This window comes from Ruegeria sp. C9, assembly GCF_056537585.1.
Window position 1 is genome coordinate 39,124 of sequence record NZ_JBQFRU010000004.1, and the last position, 15,749, is coordinate 54,872.

General features: G+C 51.6%; 21 protein-coding genes and 1 pseudogene. 6 read left to right on the top strand and 16 right to left on the bottom strand.

Translation table 11 applies throughout. From position 1 onward, the window contains the following. Positions 1-4: 4 nt before the first annotated feature. The gene (locus ACR0NE_RS11365; protein ID WP_170546565.1) at positions 5-1,003 is read right to left on the bottom strand and encodes a TRAP transporter substrate-binding protein; all 999 of its coding nucleotides are present in this window, start codon (positions 1,001-1,003) and stop codon (positions 5-7) included. Positions 1,004-1,118: 115 nt separating this feature from the next. Between ACR0NE_RS11365 and ACR0NE_RS11370 the strand changes: the two genes are divergently transcribed. Further along, entirely contained in the window at positions 1,119-1,790 is a 672-nt protein-coding gene (locus tag ACR0NE_RS11370; RefSeq protein ID WP_170596893.1) for a GntR family transcriptional regulator, read from the top strand. 72 nt (positions 1,791-1,862) lie between these two features. Next, a pseudogene (locus tag ACR0NE_RS11375) lies at positions 1,863-1,973 on the top strand (IS6 family transposase); the annotation flags it as partial. A 437-nt stretch (positions 1,974-2,410) separates the two neighbouring features. On the opposite strand, the gene ACR0NE_RS11380 reads toward ACR0NE_RS11375, so the two are convergent. Further along, complete coding sequence (locus tag ACR0NE_RS11380; RefSeq protein ID WP_237217120.1) at positions 2,411-2,629, bottom strand: GDCCVxC domain-containing (seleno)protein; 219 nt, start codon at positions 2,627-2,629, stop codon at positions 2,411-2,413. Between the two features lie 4 nt (positions 2,630-2,633). Continuing rightward, positions 2,634-2,957, bottom strand: a complete 324-nt coding sequence (locus tag ACR0NE_RS11385; protein ID WP_170447553.1) for a hypothetical protein — start codon at positions 2,955-2,957, stop codon at positions 2,634-2,636. Between the two features lie 98 nt (positions 2,958-3,055). Between ACR0NE_RS11385 and ACR0NE_RS11390 the strand changes: the two genes are divergently transcribed. From ACR0NE_RS11390 to ACR0NE_RS11400, 3 genes are all read left to right on the top strand, one after another. Beyond that, the gene (locus tag ACR0NE_RS11390) at positions 3,056-3,445 is read left to right on the top strand and encodes a MerR family transcriptional regulator (RefSeq protein WP_170596895.1); all 390 of its coding nucleotides are present in this window, start codon (positions 3,056-3,058) and stop codon (positions 3,443-3,445) included. A 503-nt stretch (positions 3,446-3,948) separates the two neighbouring features. Continuing rightward, on the top strand, positions 3,949-4,155 hold the full coding sequence (locus tag ACR0NE_RS11395; protein ID WP_170430361.1) for a cold-shock protein: 207 nt from the start codon (positions 3,949-3,951) through the stop codon (positions 4,153-4,155). 87 nt (positions 4,156-4,242) lie between these two features. Next, positions 4,243-5,241, top strand: coding sequence for a fatty acid desaturase (locus ACR0NE_RS11400; protein ID WP_480459667.1), 999 nt, complete (start codon positions 4,243-4,245; stop codon positions 5,239-5,241). On the opposite strand, the gene ACR0NE_RS11405 is transcribed toward ACR0NE_RS11400, so the two are convergent. The 13 genes from ACR0NE_RS11405 to ACR0NE_RS11465 form a co-directional block, all read right to left on the bottom strand. Next, the gene (locus ACR0NE_RS11405; RefSeq protein ID WP_170447556.1) at positions 5,233-5,481 is read right to left on the bottom strand and encodes a ParB N-terminal domain-containing protein; all 249 of its coding nucleotides are present in this window, start codon (positions 5,479-5,481) and stop codon (positions 5,233-5,235) included. The genes ACR0NE_RS11400 and ACR0NE_RS11405 overlap by 9 nt on opposite strands. Positions 5,482-5,555: 74 nt before the next feature. Next, entirely contained in the window at positions 5,556-6,245 is a 690-nt protein-coding gene (locus tag ACR0NE_RS11410; RefSeq protein WP_170596897.1) for a hypothetical protein, read from the bottom strand. After that, positions 6,245-6,382 (bottom strand): hypothetical protein, encoded by a 138-nt coding sequence (locus ACR0NE_RS11415; RefSeq protein ID WP_170447558.1) that lies wholly within the window; start codon positions 6,380-6,382, stop codon positions 6,245-6,247. The genes ACR0NE_RS11410 and ACR0NE_RS11415 overlap by 1 nt, the downstream gene beginning before the upstream one ends. Positions 6,383-6,428: 46 nt before the next feature. Then, the gene (locus ACR0NE_RS11420) at positions 6,429-7,217 is read right to left on the bottom strand and encodes a hypothetical protein (RefSeq protein ID WP_170660565.1); all 789 of its coding nucleotides are present in this window, start codon (positions 7,215-7,217) and stop codon (positions 6,429-6,431) included. A 667-nt stretch (positions 7,218-7,884) separates the two neighbouring features. Continuing rightward, positions 7,885-8,517 carry a tyrosine-type recombinase/integrase gene (locus ACR0NE_RS11425; RefSeq protein WP_170596898.1) on the bottom strand — a complete coding sequence of 211 codons (633 nt, stop codon included), beginning with the start codon at positions 8,515-8,517 and terminating at the stop codon, positions 7,885-7,887. Positions 8,518-9,074: 557 nt separating this feature from the next. After that, positions 9,075-9,647: a hypothetical protein gene (locus ACR0NE_RS11430; RefSeq protein ID WP_170596899.1), complete on the bottom strand. Its 573-nt coding sequence runs from the start codon at positions 9,645-9,647 to the stop codon at positions 9,075-9,077. 79 nt (positions 9,648-9,726) lie between these two features. Then, positions 9,727-9,861, bottom strand: coding sequence for a hypothetical protein (locus tag ACR0NE_RS11435; protein ID WP_269149748.1), 135 nt, complete (start codon positions 9,859-9,861; stop codon positions 9,727-9,729). Positions 9,862-10,026: 165 nt separating this feature from the next. After that, the gene (locus ACR0NE_RS11440; protein ID WP_170596900.1) at positions 10,027-11,148 is read right to left on the bottom strand and encodes an alanine/ornithine racemase family PLP-dependent enzyme; all 1,122 of its coding nucleotides are present in this window, start codon (positions 11,146-11,148) and stop codon (positions 10,027-10,029) included. Beyond that, the gene (locus ACR0NE_RS11445; protein WP_170596901.1) at positions 11,145-12,344 is read right to left on the bottom strand and encodes a DUF1611 domain-containing protein; all 1,200 of its coding nucleotides are present in this window, start codon (positions 12,342-12,344) and stop codon (positions 11,145-11,147) included. Before ACR0NE_RS11445 ends, ACR0NE_RS11440 begins: the two co-directional genes overlap by 4 nt. A gap of 93 nt (positions 12,345-12,437) precedes the next feature. Further along, complete coding sequence (locus ACR0NE_RS11450) at positions 12,438-13,292, bottom strand: hypothetical protein (protein ID WP_170596902.1); 855 nt, start codon at positions 13,290-13,292, stop codon at positions 12,438-12,440. Beyond that, positions 13,282-13,635, bottom strand: a complete 354-nt coding sequence (locus tag ACR0NE_RS11455; protein ID WP_170329075.1) for a hypothetical protein — start codon at positions 13,633-13,635, stop codon at positions 13,282-13,284. Before ACR0NE_RS11455 ends, ACR0NE_RS11450 begins: the two co-directional genes overlap by 11 nt. A gap of 3 nt (positions 13,636-13,638) precedes the next feature. Continuing rightward, positions 13,639-13,947, bottom strand: coding sequence for a hypothetical protein (locus ACR0NE_RS11460; protein ID WP_170336653.1), 309 nt, complete (start codon positions 13,945-13,947; stop codon positions 13,639-13,641). A gap of 445 nt (positions 13,948-14,392) precedes the next feature. Beyond that, complete coding sequence (locus ACR0NE_RS11465) at positions 14,393-15,145, bottom strand: Crp/Fnr family transcriptional regulator (protein ID WP_170596903.1); 753 nt, start codon at positions 15,143-15,145, stop codon at positions 14,393-14,395. 135 nt (positions 15,146-15,280) lie between these two features. Between ACR0NE_RS11465 and ACR0NE_RS11470 the strand changes: the two genes are divergently transcribed. Beyond that, complete coding sequence (locus ACR0NE_RS11470; protein WP_010442296.1) at positions 15,281-15,514, top strand: hypothetical protein; 234 nt, start codon at positions 15,281-15,283, stop codon at positions 15,512-15,514. Positions 15,515-15,749 lie beyond the last annotated feature (235 nt).

Sequence of the window (15,749 nt, forward strand, 5' to 3'; positions counted from 1 at the left end):
AGGGTCAGCTTCCGCTCGCTGCGGAAACCGCTGCTACCCAGTCGTCATAGGCTTCGGCGCCAACCTCGTCGCGATACTGCAGACGGACGCTTTCGGTTTTGTCTGCAAAGGCTTGTCGCTGCTCGGCAGTCAGTTCCAGAATCTCGACACCAGCAGCACGGATCTGTTCCAGCTGTTCCGCATCTTCGCTTGCGACCAGTTCCGCCTGATAGTCACGTGCGGCGGCCATCGAGTCCCGCACCAGTTGCTGATGCTCCGCGGACAGCGAGTCAAAGAACGGTTTGGAGATGACGGGCATATAGACCGCAAAGACATGGCCCGTGGTCGAAAGGTATTTCTGCACCTCGTAGAAACGCTGTGATGTAATGATCGCCAGGGGGTTCTCCTGGCCGTCGATCACGCCTTGCTGGAGAGCAGAATAGACCTCACCAAAGTTCATTGGCGTCGGGTTGGCCCCGAGCGTCTCGAAAGTCGCCACATGCGCCGGAACCTTCATAGTACGCAGCTTAACACCCTCAAGATCTGCGGGGGTTGCAACCGGACGGACATTGTTGGTCACATTGCGTACACCCAATTCAAGCCAGCCAAGACCTACCAATCCCTGGTTTTCGACCCGTGCAAGCATGCCATCACCAGCATCACCATCAAGAACATCAAAGGCGATGTCCTTGGAGGAATACATGTAGGGCAGTTCAATTACTGCAAAAGCCGGATCCCAGCCCGCGAAGAAAGAGGAAGGAGGAATGGCCATTTCCAGAACGCCGGTTTGAACACCTTCGATCATTTCGCGATCAGGGCCCATCTGCGACGAAGGGAATATCTGTACGTCGATCTCACCATTCGAGCCAGCTTCGACCAGTTCTTCAAATTTCAGTAGCGCGCGATGCATATGAAACGCTTCTGCTGCGCCATGCCCAACCTTAATGACTGTTTCAGCGGATGCTGCAAAAGCAAGCCCGGCTGACATGACGACACCAAGCGCCAATGTTGATTTCTTGAACAAGGTTTCCTCCCATGGATTTATTTTTTCGATCTATTATCTGAGATATCAGATATAATATAGAAATCAAGCTTACTTGTGCTATTGTATTAGAGAGACGAAATAGGACGAAGTGAAAATGACCGAGATTTTGCAGATTAAGCGACCGGATTCTTTGAGTAAAACTGCTGAAGAGCATATACGAAAAGGCATTATCAATGGCACGTTTCAATTGGGTGAATCGTTGCCGGAAGTGAAGCTGTCAAATGCCATGGGCATCAGCAAAACTCCGATTCGCGAAGCGCTATCGGCTTTGAATCTTCAGGGGCTCGTTCAGATCTTTCCTCATCGAGGAGCGTTTGTATTCTCTCTTTCTCAAGAGGACGTGGTGCAGCTTTGCCAGTATCGGCTCATCCTAGAATCTGCAGCTTTGGAGCAGGCGCTTGAAAAGAACCCGTCGGTTCTGATCAATGAGCTGGCTACAATTGTTTCTAAGATGTCAGAAGCGCAGGAAGCGGATGAATTCGAGCAGTATTTGGAACTTGACGCCGAGTTTCACGACGCGTTTTTCAGGTCCTGCGGAAACAGTTATCTGCGGGATGGATATCAAAAAGTCAGTGATATCGTCCAAACTATGCGGACACATCTGTCCAAGCGTTCCAATCGAACGAAGAAATCTTACAAGGAACATCAAGCGATCACATCGCTATTGGGCGAGGGTAAAGTAAAAGCAGCAACGAACACCCTCAAACGTCAAATCACTCGCGGTGAGCGTTCTTATTCCGATTTGGTTGGTCTGAAGCAAGTATAGTTGTTCTGCCATCTGGGTCTTGTCAGAAGAACTTTGCTTGAGCGGGGCAGGGCGGTTGCGTAGCTTTTGCCCATGATCAGGCCTGCCTCTTTTAAGTACTTCAAAACCAGTCCCGAGATCATCCGCCTTGCGGTGATGCTGAACATCCGGTTCCCGCTCTCGCTTCGGAATGTGAATGCTCTAAAAGATGACTAGGTGGATGCCCTTGCCCAGTTCGCTGAATATATGCGTGGAAGCCAAGGAACATATCTCGATTCAGATCCTTACTCCGACCGCCGCCAAGGCAATTATCGACCCGAACGACCAAGAAGGGAAAATCGCATGCGGTTCTGACGCCGCGCGAGGGCGCTTTTGACCGAGCTGTGCGTGGGCATGAAATCTTCGACCTCAAACGTCTGCGATGAAGCGCAAAGCTGCCATTTTCGCTAATTGCAGCGAAGGTCTGCGCCGAGCCCAACCTGTACCCTGGATTTTATTGCTGCATGCGCTTGCAGCAGTAACGACACTGCAACTGCCGAATACCTTGTGCGGCCAAGCAGCAAAAAAACTGTCATTCATGCAAATAGCAGCGATGCTCGCGGCGGCGGCTCACAGTTCGCTCAACAAAACCGTCCTTCACTTCATCCGCAACAGCTATCGCCTAGCTGAATTGGTGGACACGGGACCGTGGCATATGAACAGTAAACACAACAGTCGCCTTCCAACGGCTTCAAAACTGTTTTGCACGACTTGCATTCATAGAACCACTGGCAAGCATCCGTTGGCATTTGCTCGGTTTCACTGTGGCCGCACTTCGGGCAAATCAGGGTGCTTTCTAGGACTACAGTTTGTTTTGTCATAGTCTCACATCTGCATGATCAGGTAATCGTTAATCCATGCCTCGTTGAACACAACGACCCAACCCACGCCGGTGATTAGAGTCGTTCCTGCAAGCCACCATTTCAACGTCGGCAAGGAACCGCGCCGATAAGATACCATCCATGATATCACGACGAGCGCCGTTGACATCGTCAGCACATAGTAACTCGCTGCGGCAACCTTCCCAAAGATTGCCAACCAACTGCCACCCAGCCCCAGTAACATCATCGTCATGGGCAAAACGCAGCAAGTCGCGACGCCAAGCGCTGATAGCGATCCCAAATAGCTGAGGCTAAGGTACTTCTGCATTCTGTTTCCCTGATGGACTACGTCGCGCGGAGTTGTAGAGACAACAACCTCTCGTTTAACTTCTGTAGCCACTACAGGATCAAGACAGGAAATCTCACATGTTTGCGATTGGGGAGGCATCCCGGCAAAGCGGTGTCGGAATTGATACTATCCGCTACTACGAACGCGAAGGGATCGTGCCGAAACCAGAAAGGGCATGGAATAATCGACGCATGTACTCCGCGCACGATGTTGGACGGCTTCGTTTTCTAAGGAAGTGCCGAGACATGGGTTTTTCGCTTGCCGATGCAAAGGTGCTTCTCAACCTATCCGAAGGTGATAGCGAGGATTGCCAATCCGTTAAGGAACTGGCCGAGCTTCATATCTCCAATGTGCGTATGAAGATAATCGAACTTAAGCGATTGGAGGCCGCCCTGAATGAACTTACGGCCAACTGTAACATCGGGAACGTTTCTTGCCCGATGCTTGCGCAGATACGGACCTACTAATGGCACTTTGAGGCTCGCAGTCGCCCTATGCCAACGCAGCATGACCCAAGATTCGGGCCGCGCAGAATCTACCGTTCGTTAGAGAGGTCAACTCGTTGATTTAGCAATGTTTCAATCACTCAATGAACATTTGTGCCTTGCCGCGGTGTTCTTGAAGCACGCGGCGATTTCGGACAGTGAGCCCTACCTGTCGTGCCTGAGCAATCAATTTGCTGCATACGCATTCGGCAGGTTTTATCGGAAGCCGACCTCTGATTTCCGAACCACAGAGCAATGGTTCTGCTTATCTTTGTCCCAAATTGGGCTGGGCAGACTTAGATCTTCTGTTGCTTTCCGTTGTATCAAGGCTTGTATCGTGTGTACTCGAAGTCCATGTACACAGGGCTTACGTTTTTCTTTTTCGACCTGCTGTCTCCCAAACTCGGCGTTCAGTCTTTCGATTCAGACCGACCACGCCGAGTCGCCGCAATAATGCGGGCGGCAAGTATTAGGAGACTTCCACCATGGCAAATGGCACAGTAAAATGGTTCAACTCGACCAAAGGTTTTGGCTTTATCGAACCTGAAGATGGCAAGCGCGATGTGTTCGTGCACATCTCAGCACTTGAGCGTTCCGGCATCAGCGAATTGAAGGACGGCCAGAAGGTCACTTTTGACGTCGAAGCTGGCCGTGACGGGCGCGACAGCGCCGCCAATCTGGCACTGGCCTGACCTTTTACGGGCACCCTTATGGGGTGCCCGTTTGCACAATGGGCTGCTAAAAGCCCTTGGAGAACAAGTCAGTTGCAACAGCAGGAATTGACCCGGGCGCTCGCGCAATACCGTGTGCCCGATACGAAGCGTAGCGTTATTGAACTGACAATCACTGTCATCCCCTTTTTCGCGCTATGGGGCGCAGCGTGGTTTGCGCTATCCCTTAGTATCTGGGTCACTGTTCTATTGGCCATCCTGAACGCCGCATTTCTGGTGCGTATCTTCATCATCATGCATGATTGTGGTCACGGATCTTTCTTTAGAAGCCGCACCGTTTGCAATTGGACCGGCCGGGTTCTGGGTGTTCTCGCCCTGACACCCTATGACGTCTGGCGGCAAAGCCATGCGATTCACCATGCCTCAACCGGTAACCTTGATCGGCGTGGTATGGGTGACATTCCTACATTGACCATTGAGGAATACCTGAAACGGAATTGGTTCGGGCGTGCCGCTTACAGGTTAATCCGGAACCCCTTCTTCCTGTTCTGTATAGTACCGGTCTACACGTTCTTTTTTCAAAATCGCTTGCCCTTTGGTTTCATGCGGTCAGGCTGGCTGAATTGGGCAAGTGCTATGGGAACAAACGCCGCGATTGCAGTGGTCCTGGCTCTGATTTTTTGGACCAGAGGCCTGGATGTACTGGTTTTTGTATTCCTTCCAACCATGATCGTCGCCGCATCGATTGGTATTTGGCTATTCTATATTCAACACCAGTTTGAACACACGACTTGGGAGCGGGAAGAAGTGTGGAATCTTCAGAACGCCGCATTCTATGGAAGTTCTCACTACGCCCTGCCAGGCATCCTGCGGTGGTTCTCTGCCAATATCGGTGTGCACCATGTTCACCACCTTGCCAGCCGCATACCGTTTTATCGGCTAAACGAGGTTTTGCGTGACCATTCCGAGTTGGAAAATTGCCAGCGTATTACTCTATATGAGAGCCTTCATTGCGCACGATTGCATCTTTGGGATGAAGAAAGTCAGCGCCTGCTGACGTTTTCTCAGGCTTTGTCGAACGCCAATCCCAACAAGAGTTTAGTGTAATCTGGCGCGCACCAAAAAGGCGTCGACAGTATCACCGCCGAGGGCGCGAATGGCCTCTAGTCGGTGAAGGCCTTCAATCAGCACGAACCTCTTGTTGTCCGCGCGTATCTGAATCGGGGTCTTCTGGCCGTTCTTCAGGATATCTTCGGCCAGCGTCAGGACTTTTTGCTGATCAAGTGTTTTTGCACGCTTCACAGGTACATAGATCAGGTCGAGCGGGTATGGTTTCTTCTCCAGCATAAGCTACGTGTGCAACCTTTCGTGCATTTGTTCCGGTTCAGAGTTCTCTACAAAAGCGGGGGCTGGAACGTACGTCATAGAACCGAACGAACAGCGTCGCGCAGTTCCTGATGCATAATCCAAGTTGCTGGCTCATCGTCACTTTCGATGTGAGAAAATGCCAGGACCTGAGCGGCGCCATCATTCTGTACCGATCCGGCTTCGGGTAGGTCCAGTTCCAGATATTCTGCGATCAATAGTCCGATTTTCTTGAAAACCTTGATGGAGGCCTCGCGCGATTTGTAACCGGCTGCCTGAGACAAGTGACCAATAGTCAGACCGTCCTTGCCCGCGATAGTAAGTGCTTTGAGCATTGTGACCTGCGCAGGGGTGAGCCTGATCTGGCGCAATGCCTCTGCATATTCTCTTTCACTGGGAACGAGCGTGCCGGAGTTTCCTTCCAAACGTCGTTGACCGCTACGTTTCCTGTCTCGTTCTTCGAGAATTCCTTTTAAGGCTTCAATGGCCAACTCTGGTGTTTCACCAACTGCATCGGCAATCATTGCCTGCGTTTTAGCTGGTGGCTTGGGGAATGCGCGCGCAACGCTGTTACCGCTCAGAATGCCGGCCTTAATCAAGTACTTGCCAAACTGTTCCTCAATCACACCGGCTACGTCAGCGTTCCGCGACTTACGAACACTGCGTTCCTGAAATGCTCTTTGTTCTAGGTCGCGAATTGCCGATTTTGGGTGTCGGAGGCTAACCTGAGGGGTGCTTTTACGCATCAGAGAAACACCACCACAATTATGGCCGCAACAATCATCGCCAATGCGACAAACATCTTTATGCTGTAGGACCAGCGTTGCGCCTTTTCGGCTTTGAGTATTTTACCCAGGTTTTCGTCAATCGAGTTATGGTTCACGGATTCGTCCTTCCGGATATGTCAGGAGGTATTGGTTCCCACCAACCTATTGTCGCGGCACATTTTCGGTGCACTTATCGTTCTGTCGTGTAAACGGCCGATTGCATTCCCAACCGTCACCTCTCCGATTCAAGTGAGCATTTGAAGGGACAAGGATCGCAATGCATCTGTCCCGGTTTGCGCGATAACCTCGTTTGCATTTCCATCCAGAAAAGGTTTCAGGCGCAAGATATGCATGCTGTGGAATTGCCACCGGTTCGCAACCGCTCTCCGTTTCTCTGAGACCTCTGAGGCACACCCAACCATCCGCGCTGTTTTTGTCAGTCAGGTGGCCGTTGCTGGGGACACTAATCGCAACACAATCCAGGTCTTCCTTACGAAATCCCCAGTCACAGTGTACTTCCTGTGCGCCAAACCGGGTTTCGACGTACCCATTTTGAGGTGAAATCACCTCTTCACATTCGTCCTCGACGCGCTGGAACAGCCGGTTGCACTCCCATCGGTCTCCGGTTGATGCAAGATAGGCGTTTTCAGGAACTCTTATCTCCTCGCAGAGTTCTCCGACAATCTGAAAACCATGATTGCATTCCCAGCCGCTGCCAAAGAAGCTACCCGTCAAATATGCGTTTTCCGGTAAGTCTATTCTTTGGCACGATCCGTTCTTGTTTTCGAAACCTTCGTCACAAATCGATCCATCGGCATTGCCTGCGACTTGGGCAGGAAGCTGCGTCCCTGAGAACAACACCAAGATTGTCGGGATCAAACAAAGAATGCAGCGCGCAAACAGGATGAATGACTGATTGAAACGGAGCCTGAGACCTGATCTATCGGGCATCAAGCACGCAATTTATGAGCCATGTGTTGTTCATACGGCGCCTTCTTTCATGGTTCACGCGATGACGGGGGCTTGTCAGGTGACAGTTGCGAATGCTTGCGAGGAACGAGCTCATAGCGAAGACCCCAGCGAAACCCGTTCCTATGCTGGGGCACATGCTACAGTTATTCTGAAGGCCATTGGATCATCGAAGCCGGCAGCATCGCGGCGACGAGTAACTTTCACCAATGCACTTTTGTGGTCCTTAGCCAGAATAGAGTCAAGGAAGTTTCCCTTGTCGCAATGCAAGTACCGCCAGGGCAGGTAGTTTTTGAAACTGCCGGTGACCAAGATCCTTGGTGAACTACCGAAAGAAATTGTCTGGCCTGAGTGCGGCGAAAGAGGAGTATGTGATCAAGGCTTCCCCGTGACTATGAATGACTGGCCTGATAACATTGGCTGCAACGCAGCGATTTTCGCGCCGCTTCTGCACAAGTACTCGCGGCGTGATCAAATGGCCGCTCGGTCCCGCACCCTGTAAATTGCGCCTGAGCCGAGAAAACTGTGCTGCGAGCGTACGCAACAAGATTTTGACACTTCCGCTCAGGGCACGCTACGTCCCACTCCTGCGTAAAAGAACTAGAACCACTATGGATTGGCGACCGACAGCGCCGCTCGCCAAACTGTCTCAGATGTCTATGCGCTCTGCATTGCTTAGCGCGTCTTCCAATTCAACGCCCAGGTATCGCACGGTGCTATCGACCTTTGTGTGCCCAAGCAGAAGTTGGACCGCGCGGAGATTTCCTGTCTTGCGGTAGATCTCAGCTACTTTGGTTCGGCGAAGCGAATGCGTGCCATATCCGCTCGGTTCCAATCCGATTGCGGTCACCCAGTCTCGAACCAGCCTGCCATACTGGCGCGTCGAGATGTGTGGTCGATCATGGAATCGGCTTGGAAACATGAACCGGCTAGCAAACATTTCCGGTGATTTTACCCATACCAATACAGTTTCTCGCGTGTTTTCCGTCAGTTCGAATTGAACAGATCGCTTGGTTTTGCTCTGGATCACCGAAACACGCTCACGGACGCGATCGTCTTTGACAAGATCGGTCACAGCGAGTTTGACCAGATCGCAGCCGCGTAGCTTGCTATCAATCGCGACGTTGAACATTGTGAGATCACGCAGATTTCCAGAAAGTTCGAGCCGGGCACGGATCGCCCAGACCTGTTTTGGGAGTAGCGGTCGTTTCTGACCGATGATCCGCCCCTTGTTCCAAGCTCTGGGTTTTGGGGTGACTGCAGGTAGTTGGACTCTTGGCATATTTTGCACTCCGATCCACCCTCCGCACCCAAGCAACAGCACCGCGCTGACCACCGAATAGTACAAGCGGCGTGAATGCCTGCTGTCCGATTATGAATACTGGCATGGTTTAAGTGTGTGCATTAGGCGGCTTGAGCCCATATCACTACGCATAAGAACGGTTCGAGTCCAAACCGCGCGTACGCTTCGTCTTCAGCACCGATTAACGATCGGGTTCCACGTTAAAAGGCCCGGGTCAGCACCAATAAGATAAAATGAGATATGATCAGAAAAGCTGGTAAGACCGGCGTCAGGTTATCAGCGACGCCGAGCTAACCCGGGGCTTACTGATACGCCATTTCGCCACGCGCTCAACCCCTTGCAGCATCGACAAATCCGCTCTCCGAACCCTTCGCTCCAGAATGGCGTTCTGCAACGAAGACACGGGCGTTCTTGCGGCACGTCATTGTGGGCGCGAGCCATGATCGTATCTGCGTCGTTGTCGAAGTCTTCCATCAGTTCTTAGCCTCGATTTCTGTTTTGGTTTATACAGCGTCTGGAAAAGAAAGTTCCGAGCCCTAAGCCTTGAGATTGAAGGAGCTGCCTGGTTCAGACTGTCCGATGGGACGGCCTGTAATCCGAGGGGTTTTAATAGGACGAACTGGCATTCCTTCGTTCTCAGCAGCTTGGACAGCGAAAGCATACCGAGAACCGCTTGCGCATCCTCGCGGTATGGCTCGTTGATCTGATGATCCGTCGTCTGCCTCAGAAATGAGCGACTCAGAGTAGAGGTGCCGAAGTTGAGTCTCAGACACACCATCCGCTTCCATAATCAATTGCACCATGGGATCGGCCAAAAGCTGGTCGAGCAAGAACTGCGACAACTGCTTTGAAGACAGTTTATCCTTCGCGCGGGCTCTCTCCAAATCAGTAAGAGAAACGGTCAAGGTACGCGCCAGACCGGGGTGAGATTTCCGTGGATGCAGACAGATTAACACCGATGCTTTCCAGGCTTCTGGATCCAAATAATCTGGTGGTGCGGAAAGCTCAGTTTCTATGTCGTATTCGCCCGCCGGGAGTAATTCGTCAAAGCCAGGGAAAGTAAACGGCCTGGAAAAGACTGCGATTGTCTTGCTGATTAGTTGGTTCATTTGTGTAGTTCTCCTTTGCTGATACCGCTCGCTCGGAGATGTAAACAAGAACAAGCCACCCGCTCCCGGCAGGGTATTATCAGTTTTGAGGTTTAGGCTTTGATTTTTCGGGGACGGCGTCCTGCCCTTTCGACGTCACTTCTTTTTTTGACGCGTCCGCATCGTTTTCCTTCAGTGCGGCAGCCGCTCTGGTCGTAAGGTCTTTGAAAGACATCATTTTGATCCTTTGATTGTCCGCAACACTCACGAGCCCAGATAGGGTGTGAAAAGTGAATGCGGGTACCACCAATATAGGTATTGGTGGCCCAATTTACTACGTAAAGCCGTAGAATAAGACGGGTGGATGAAGCAGAACCGAGGCGGCGGCAACCCTGGCGCGCTACTTTCGCTTCGAATATGGGCGATCAGTGTTCGCTGCGGTGCAGTCAACCAATGCGCCATCACCATGGAAGACTTTTGCTACATCGGGTGCAGCCATGCCGCGCGAGAGCGCGCTATAGTTCAATTTCAGCTTCACCTCGCCACCAGGGCGAAGCAGACAATTGGTGTTTTCAACAACGATATGATCACTGGTGGCTCCGACGAACGTGACGCCAGCAGGGAAAATTAGACCCGCCGCATCGGTGTCCTGGAGTCCAATGGCAAGGATCGACCGAGTGTTCGAAGGACTGTCTAAAGTCACACACTGCATTGAAGGTATGGGATAATTCAATTGCAAGGGATTTGGATTTGATTTGGTCTTCGTTTCGATCACTTCCGCCCAAAGCGTAAAAACATCTGTGTAAAGCCCGTCGATCGCGTATCCCGAAACGGGATCGGTACCTAACAGGATGGCCTCACCCAGACGCAGGTTGTTGATCTTTCCGGTCGCCCCCTTGCCAAGCGCCCATGGCAAACTGGCAGAACCGCCGCCTGACACTGTTTCCGGAGCGGGTCCACTTGCAAGTTCGGTATCGACGGCAAGCGACGAAAGCAATGCCATTGCTCCTGCAGAGGGTGCCACATGACCCAGACAGGCAAAATTTGCACCAATCCCCTTCAGAGAAATCCCTTCCATTCTAAGAATTTGAGACACAGTGCGCTCAAGGTGTTCAGGCAAGATGCCTTCTCGCATATCCCCCATTTCCATCATCAGGATAATATTGTGAGTAATGTTCTTTCCCAGCGCATTCATGGCCAGGCTTGCGATAATGTCCATCTCTGTGTTGAAGCTGACATTGCAGTTATCAACAACTTGCGCGACCTGGCTCAGCATGGGTGTTCGGATCAAGGATATGGAGCACGAGATTCCAGCATTGCGCATACGCATGACATTGCTGATCCGTGCGTCCGCCAGCCCTGTCGCACCACCTTCAAGCATAGCATTCGCAATCTCAGGATGACCGCACACGGCTTTTGTCACGCCTGTCACCGTAATTCCGCGGGGTCTAAGGTGGTCGACCAGGAACCGTGTGTTGTACCGAATTTTGTCCAGATCAACGTCAATACGCAGCTTGCTCATTCAATCGTCGTAGCACGTACGGTTTGCAAGCGCGGAAAGGCAGATAGAACAATATTCACCAAGTTTTTTGGAGGACGGTTCAATGCGTCAGTGACCGGGAGATACAATTTGCGGTTATAGTCTGTGATGGCCTTTGAAATCTCAATATCATTCATTCCTTCATGGTTGATCGTCATGCCAATTACCTCTGTGTTTGCAAAAGCCTCGATCAGGGTGATTTCATCGCAAGGGTCGGGCATAGTCATGTTGGGGAAATCACATCGACGTTTTCGTTTAGGCGCGTGTTGAAGAATAACTGCATGTGGTTGACTGCCTCGCAGAATGAAGGCTGATGTGCAAAAGGCCGGATGGCTTAGCGCGCCCTGGCCCTCGATCACTATGACATCGGGGCGCTCACCTTCAGATGCTGCAACAACAGCACGCTCAAGTTCGCCACAACAAAATTGCGGCGGCACCGAATCCATCGCAACGCCATACTTGGCGCCCTGCATCAAACCTGTCTGGCCGGTGCCAACTAAAACTGTTTTGATCCCATGCGTGTTAAGTGCGTTTGTCAGGATTGTCGCGGTCGTACGCTTTCCAATTGCACAATCGGTGCCGAACACCGCGATGCGGATCGCCTGGACGTCTCCAACACTGCCATCTAACAGGCGCAGGTCGCGATTAGGCCGCGGCTTGCGAATGTCGCGTATCGTGACATCGTGAATTTTGGCAAATCCGGCGAGCTCTTTGTCGTCGCAAAGAAATTCATGCAGCCCACTGACGATGTTCATTCCGAGCGTTATCGCATCCACAACAGCTTCGCGATCTTCAAGGGACATTCTGCCGCTGGCCGGCGCCATTCCGTAAATAAACGTGTCGGGGATCGTAGCTTCATTAGCGACGGCGGCATCAAGATCATCGAAGATGGGAACCTGATTTGCGACATTATCAAGCACTTTGCCACTGTCACAACCGCCATACGTGCTGTCGATCACCGAAAGAACGCGATAGGCCTGTGAATGTCGAACGAGACCATTAGCCGTCTTGCCATCGATCTTTGCGAAGTTTCCTTCGCAATACACAATTGCAGTCGGTGTATCTGTCACAAGTGTCTTGCGGTGAAGCTCTGGAAAAACTGCTTGTTCAGGCGGCAGCTTTTGCGCATTGCTGGCAATGAACTTCCTGTCATCCGACGCAATGGGTAGGGGTTTCATATCTGTTCCTTTTGGGAGTGTGAAACGCGCCGTCCTTGGTAAGAACGGGCACAAATTGTGAAGTTTGGAAAAATGGGCTCTCTGCCTGAAACCTCAATTGTTCAGAACACACTGACCTTCTGACTGATGATAGTTTCTGTGGCATTCCCACCTATTACCGGATCGGTCGATATGGGCATTTGCCGGTAGCTCGATTGCATTGCAGCGATCACCGGACGCCTCGTAACCACGTTCGCATTTCCATCCAACTCCATGGATCGCGTCATCGTAGAAAGCATTTTCAGGCACAAACACGGCATCGCACCGTCCGTCGCGCTCAAAATACCCACGCTCGCACGTCCAGGGACGCCCGCTGGTTGATGCGTTCAGAAAAGCGTTTTCCGGCACCGCTACTGCCACGCATGCTTCTCCGTCTTTTTCGTAGCCACGGTTGCAACGCCATGCAGATCCATAAGTGCTATTCGTCAGGTAAGCATTATCCGGCACCACGATTTTCTGGCAGCTATCGTCTACTCTTGTGTATCCACGCAGGCACCGCCACCTCTCACCTGATGGATCGAGATATCCACCCTCAGGCACAATCACTTCAGTGCATGAGGTGCCGCCAACTTCAACAAAGCCATGCATACATGCCCACCCTGAGCCATAGGTTCTGTTTGTGGGGTAGGCATTTCCCGGCACGACAATGGCCACGCATTCTTCGCCTTTCAACCGATAGGACAAATCGCATTCCCAACCGTCGCCATACTTTTTGGGATGCGCGTTATCCGGGATCGAATTTGTTTCGGCCGATGCGGGACTTGATGAGATAAAGGAGCCCGCCAAACTGCTGAAGACGCCAACAAACAACGCAGCCATTAAGTGAGCGCAAAACCGGTACTGATTTTTTCGATTTGCCCTGATGCAAACGGCGTTGTCCGAATGTTGAGTGATTGAGTTACGATCCATCCAGGTTCAGCCCCTCGATACAGGCCTGCGCCAGGTCTTTGTTAGGAGTTTGGGATCCCGGCACCGTTGCCCAGCCAGCCGCCATGACGGCATCCTTCTGCTTGAAAGAAGAAGCCTCTTTGATCGTCGTTATTTTTTCGGCGCGTTGGGCGTCAGTTCTCGCCATGTCGACGCAGACCGGAACCAACGCAGCGATTACATTATCGCGGGACATGGCGTTGGCCATCTTGTCCGCGCTACCGCCGGTCATCCATCCACCCCATGAAAATCCAACGACGCCTACGAAAACCCCGCCGATCAGAGCACCGTAGATTCCGGGTTTAAGCCATTCGGGCGTGTTCATAATCTATTCCTCCTGCGGGGAAAGCGCCGCATCGCTGTCATTGTTAGATGTGGCCAAGGTCTGGTCGTGCTTAAGCGCCAGTTCAAAATCTTCTGGGTCAATTGGGCGCATTTCCGTGCGGCCTGGCTTGCTGCCTTTGCCCTGAACTGTCAGGTAGGTTCCGGTTCTGCGATATGCTTCGAAACTCAGGCCCTGTAGTAGTTCTTCTTCAACAACTACTTCATACTCGCCTGCAGGAAGTTCATCCGGGTAGCCGGACAAAGAGAACGGATTTGAAAACGTCACCAAAGAACTGGACGATCTCGTGCTCACCTTGGTCCTCCATATAGTTTGTTGGATCTTCCCCGCGCAGTCTGCCGCGGTACACGCTCGTAAGCGCTGCGGTAGTACTGGCGTTGTAATTTAGAATAATGTGCAAATGGCAGACGCGCGCTGATCGATGTTAGTCTGCGGCCAATGACCTGAGATTTTATTGGAATTTCAAATGCATTTGGTGCCCGAGGATCAGGTACTGTAAAAAATTGACTAACCTGCGTCAGTGCAACGATGTTTGGATTCCGGCAACGTGATGTGTGTTGGCGGGATATTTGCTGGCGTGTTCTTAACGAGTAATTGAGAAGCGCAGGAAATCCAGTACCGCAATCGGACTGTATTTATCTTGCGCTTCTTTTTCAGTGAAATCCCAAATCTGCCGAAGCGAATTCCGTCTCTAACAGGCAACGATCATCAAAATCCCGGCATCGCTGTAGGGGTGAACTTATTGCTTCAACAGTGGCCCGGCCTGATCCAGATAAGTGGGGTCAAAACCGGCCAACGTCACCAGTCCGTCATAATCATCAAATACCACTTGCCCGGATTGAAAAGTAACCAGCCCCTTTTCCCGCAGTTGCCGTAGGACACGATTAACATGCACGGCACTCAGTCCCAGCGTATCGGCAAGATGGTATTGTGTCAGTGGGCAGGTATATCCCATCTTGGTTGCCATCCCGACCTGAGTCAGCCTCACACCAAGTTCCAAAAGAAAATGCGCCATGCGCTCACCCGCATCTCGCCGTCCTATGTTGACCAGGTGCTCAACCACCATCGCTTCATCTCTAGAGACCGCCCAAAGGATTGCTGTCGCCAGCCGGGGCGTTTGCGCAAATGCTTCCAGGAGATCATCCACTACTACTTCAATGGCTTGGATTTCCATGATTGGTTCTATGCTGTGATCCGAGGTGTGCAATAGAACGCTTCGCAAGCCCAGAAAGTCACCCGGTATTTGGAAATCGACGATCTGACGCGACCCGTCAGTCTGGGTTTTGTAGGAACAAACCCAGCCCGAGGCCAGAATGTAGGCCGCCTGCTCTGATTGCCCTTGATGCACAAGGTCACGTCCGGCTTCAAAGGTTCTGCGACGCTTGTGCAGGCGTGCCAATACCGCAAGTTCAACCTCAGTCAGAGCGACGAAGTTTGAAAGCTTTCGGGTGAGTGGACTATTTTTGATAGTGCGCAAGTGTTCTTCCTTCATCGATGAGCAGCCCGCGAAACTATCCGACGCCAAGACTGCTTTCGATCAGTTAAGTATACAGCAATCTATGCCAGTATGGTGCAATTCATCGTGGCGCTTCCATGCTTGGACGCCTGTTAGAAAAGGACGTCTACCATGGCTGACCGGCAAGACCATTCAGGAATGGCCGCACTCTCAATTTGTGAAGCGCTTTTGCTTGCAATTAAAGATCGTGAGCTTCTGCCCGAACATGAAATTGTGGGAGTTCTGCATGACGCAGCTGCTGTCCACGAAACAGCGGTCGGCAATAACGATGAAAAGGACATGCACCAGGCCGCCGCTGTTCTGATAAACAAGATCATTGCTTCCGGCTATCGCGTTCGGCAGTAACGTTAATTTCCTGTCAGAAAAACAAGATTACGCTCGTCAAAAAAGCATAACAACAAATAGAAGCACTATTGGTGCTTCGTTCCCGATCAATTCAAACACGAAGCAAGAACCAAAGATCCAATCTCTGCAATATCTCAACTTAATGAAAAATTCCACGACCGCGAATTACTCCCTCTTCCCCGCCACCTGCATGAGCCACAACGAGAATTTGCTTACTGGCTGAAGGCCCGCATGG

Bases quoted from the DNA above. Each gene is read 5' to 3' on its own strand.
- ACR0NE_RS11370 (WP_170596893.1), top strand. From the start codon at position 1,119: ATGACCGAGATTTTGCAGATTAAGCGACCGGATTCTTTGAGTAAAACT.
- ACR0NE_RS11380 (WP_237217120.1), bottom strand. From the start codon at position 2,629: ATGACAAAACAAACTGTAGTCCTAGAAAGCACCCTGATTTGCCCGAAG.
- ACR0NE_RS11385 (WP_170447553.1), bottom strand. From the start codon at position 2,957: ATGCAGAAGTACCTTAGCCTCAGCTATTTGGGATCGCTATCAGCGCTT.
- ACR0NE_RS11390 (WP_170596895.1), top strand. From the start codon at position 3,056: ATGTTTGCGATTGGGGAGGCATCCCGGCAAAGCGGTGTCGGAATTGAT.
- ACR0NE_RS11395 (WP_170430361.1), top strand. From the start codon at position 3,949: ATGGCAAATGGCACAGTAAAATGGTTCAACTCGACCAAAGGTTTTGGC.
- ACR0NE_RS11405 (WP_170447556.1), bottom strand. From the start codon at position 5,481: ATGCTGGAGAAGAAACCATACCCGCTCGACCTGATCTATGTACCTGTG.
- ACR0NE_RS11410 (WP_170596897.1), bottom strand. From the start codon at position 6,245: ATGCGTAAAAGCACCCCTCAGGTTAGCCTCCGACACCCAAAATCGGCA.
- ACR0NE_RS11420 (WP_170660565.1), bottom strand. From the start codon at position 7,217: ATGCCCGATAGATCAGGTCTCAGGCTCCGTTTCAATCAGTCATTCATC.
- ACR0NE_RS11425 (WP_170596898.1), bottom strand. From the start codon at position 8,517: ATGCCAAGAGTCCAACTACCTGCAGTCACCCCAAAACCCAGAGCTTGG.
- ACR0NE_RS11430 (WP_170596899.1), bottom strand. From the start codon at position 9,647: ATGAACCAACTAATCAGCAAGACAATCGCAGTCTTTTCCAGGCCGTTT.
- ACR0NE_RS11435 (WP_269149748.1), bottom strand. From the start codon at position 9,861: ATGTCTTTCAAAGACCTTACGACCAGAGCGGCTGCCGCACTGAAGGAA.
- ACR0NE_RS11440 (WP_170596900.1), bottom strand. From the start codon at position 11,148: ATGAGCAAGCTGCGTATTGACGTTGATCTGGACAAAATTCGGTACAAC.
- ACR0NE_RS11445 (WP_170596901.1), bottom strand. From the start codon at position 12,344: ATGAAACCCCTACCCATTGCGTCGGATGACAGGAAGTTCATTGCCAGC.
- ACR0NE_RS11450 (WP_170596902.1), bottom strand. From the start codon at position 13,292: ATGGATCGTAACTCAATCACTCAACATTCGGACAACGCCGTTTGCATC.
- ACR0NE_RS11455 (WP_170329075.1), bottom strand. From the start codon at position 13,635: ATGAACACGCCCGAATGGCTTAAACCCGGAATCTACGGTGCTCTGATC.
- ACR0NE_RS11465 (WP_170596903.1), bottom strand. From the start codon at position 15,145: ATGAAGGAAGAACACTTGCGCACTATCAAAAATAGTCCACTCACCCGA.
- ACR0NE_RS11470 (WP_010442296.1), top strand. From the start codon at position 15,281: ATGGCTGACCGGCAAGACCATTCAGGAATGGCCGCACTCTCAATTTGT.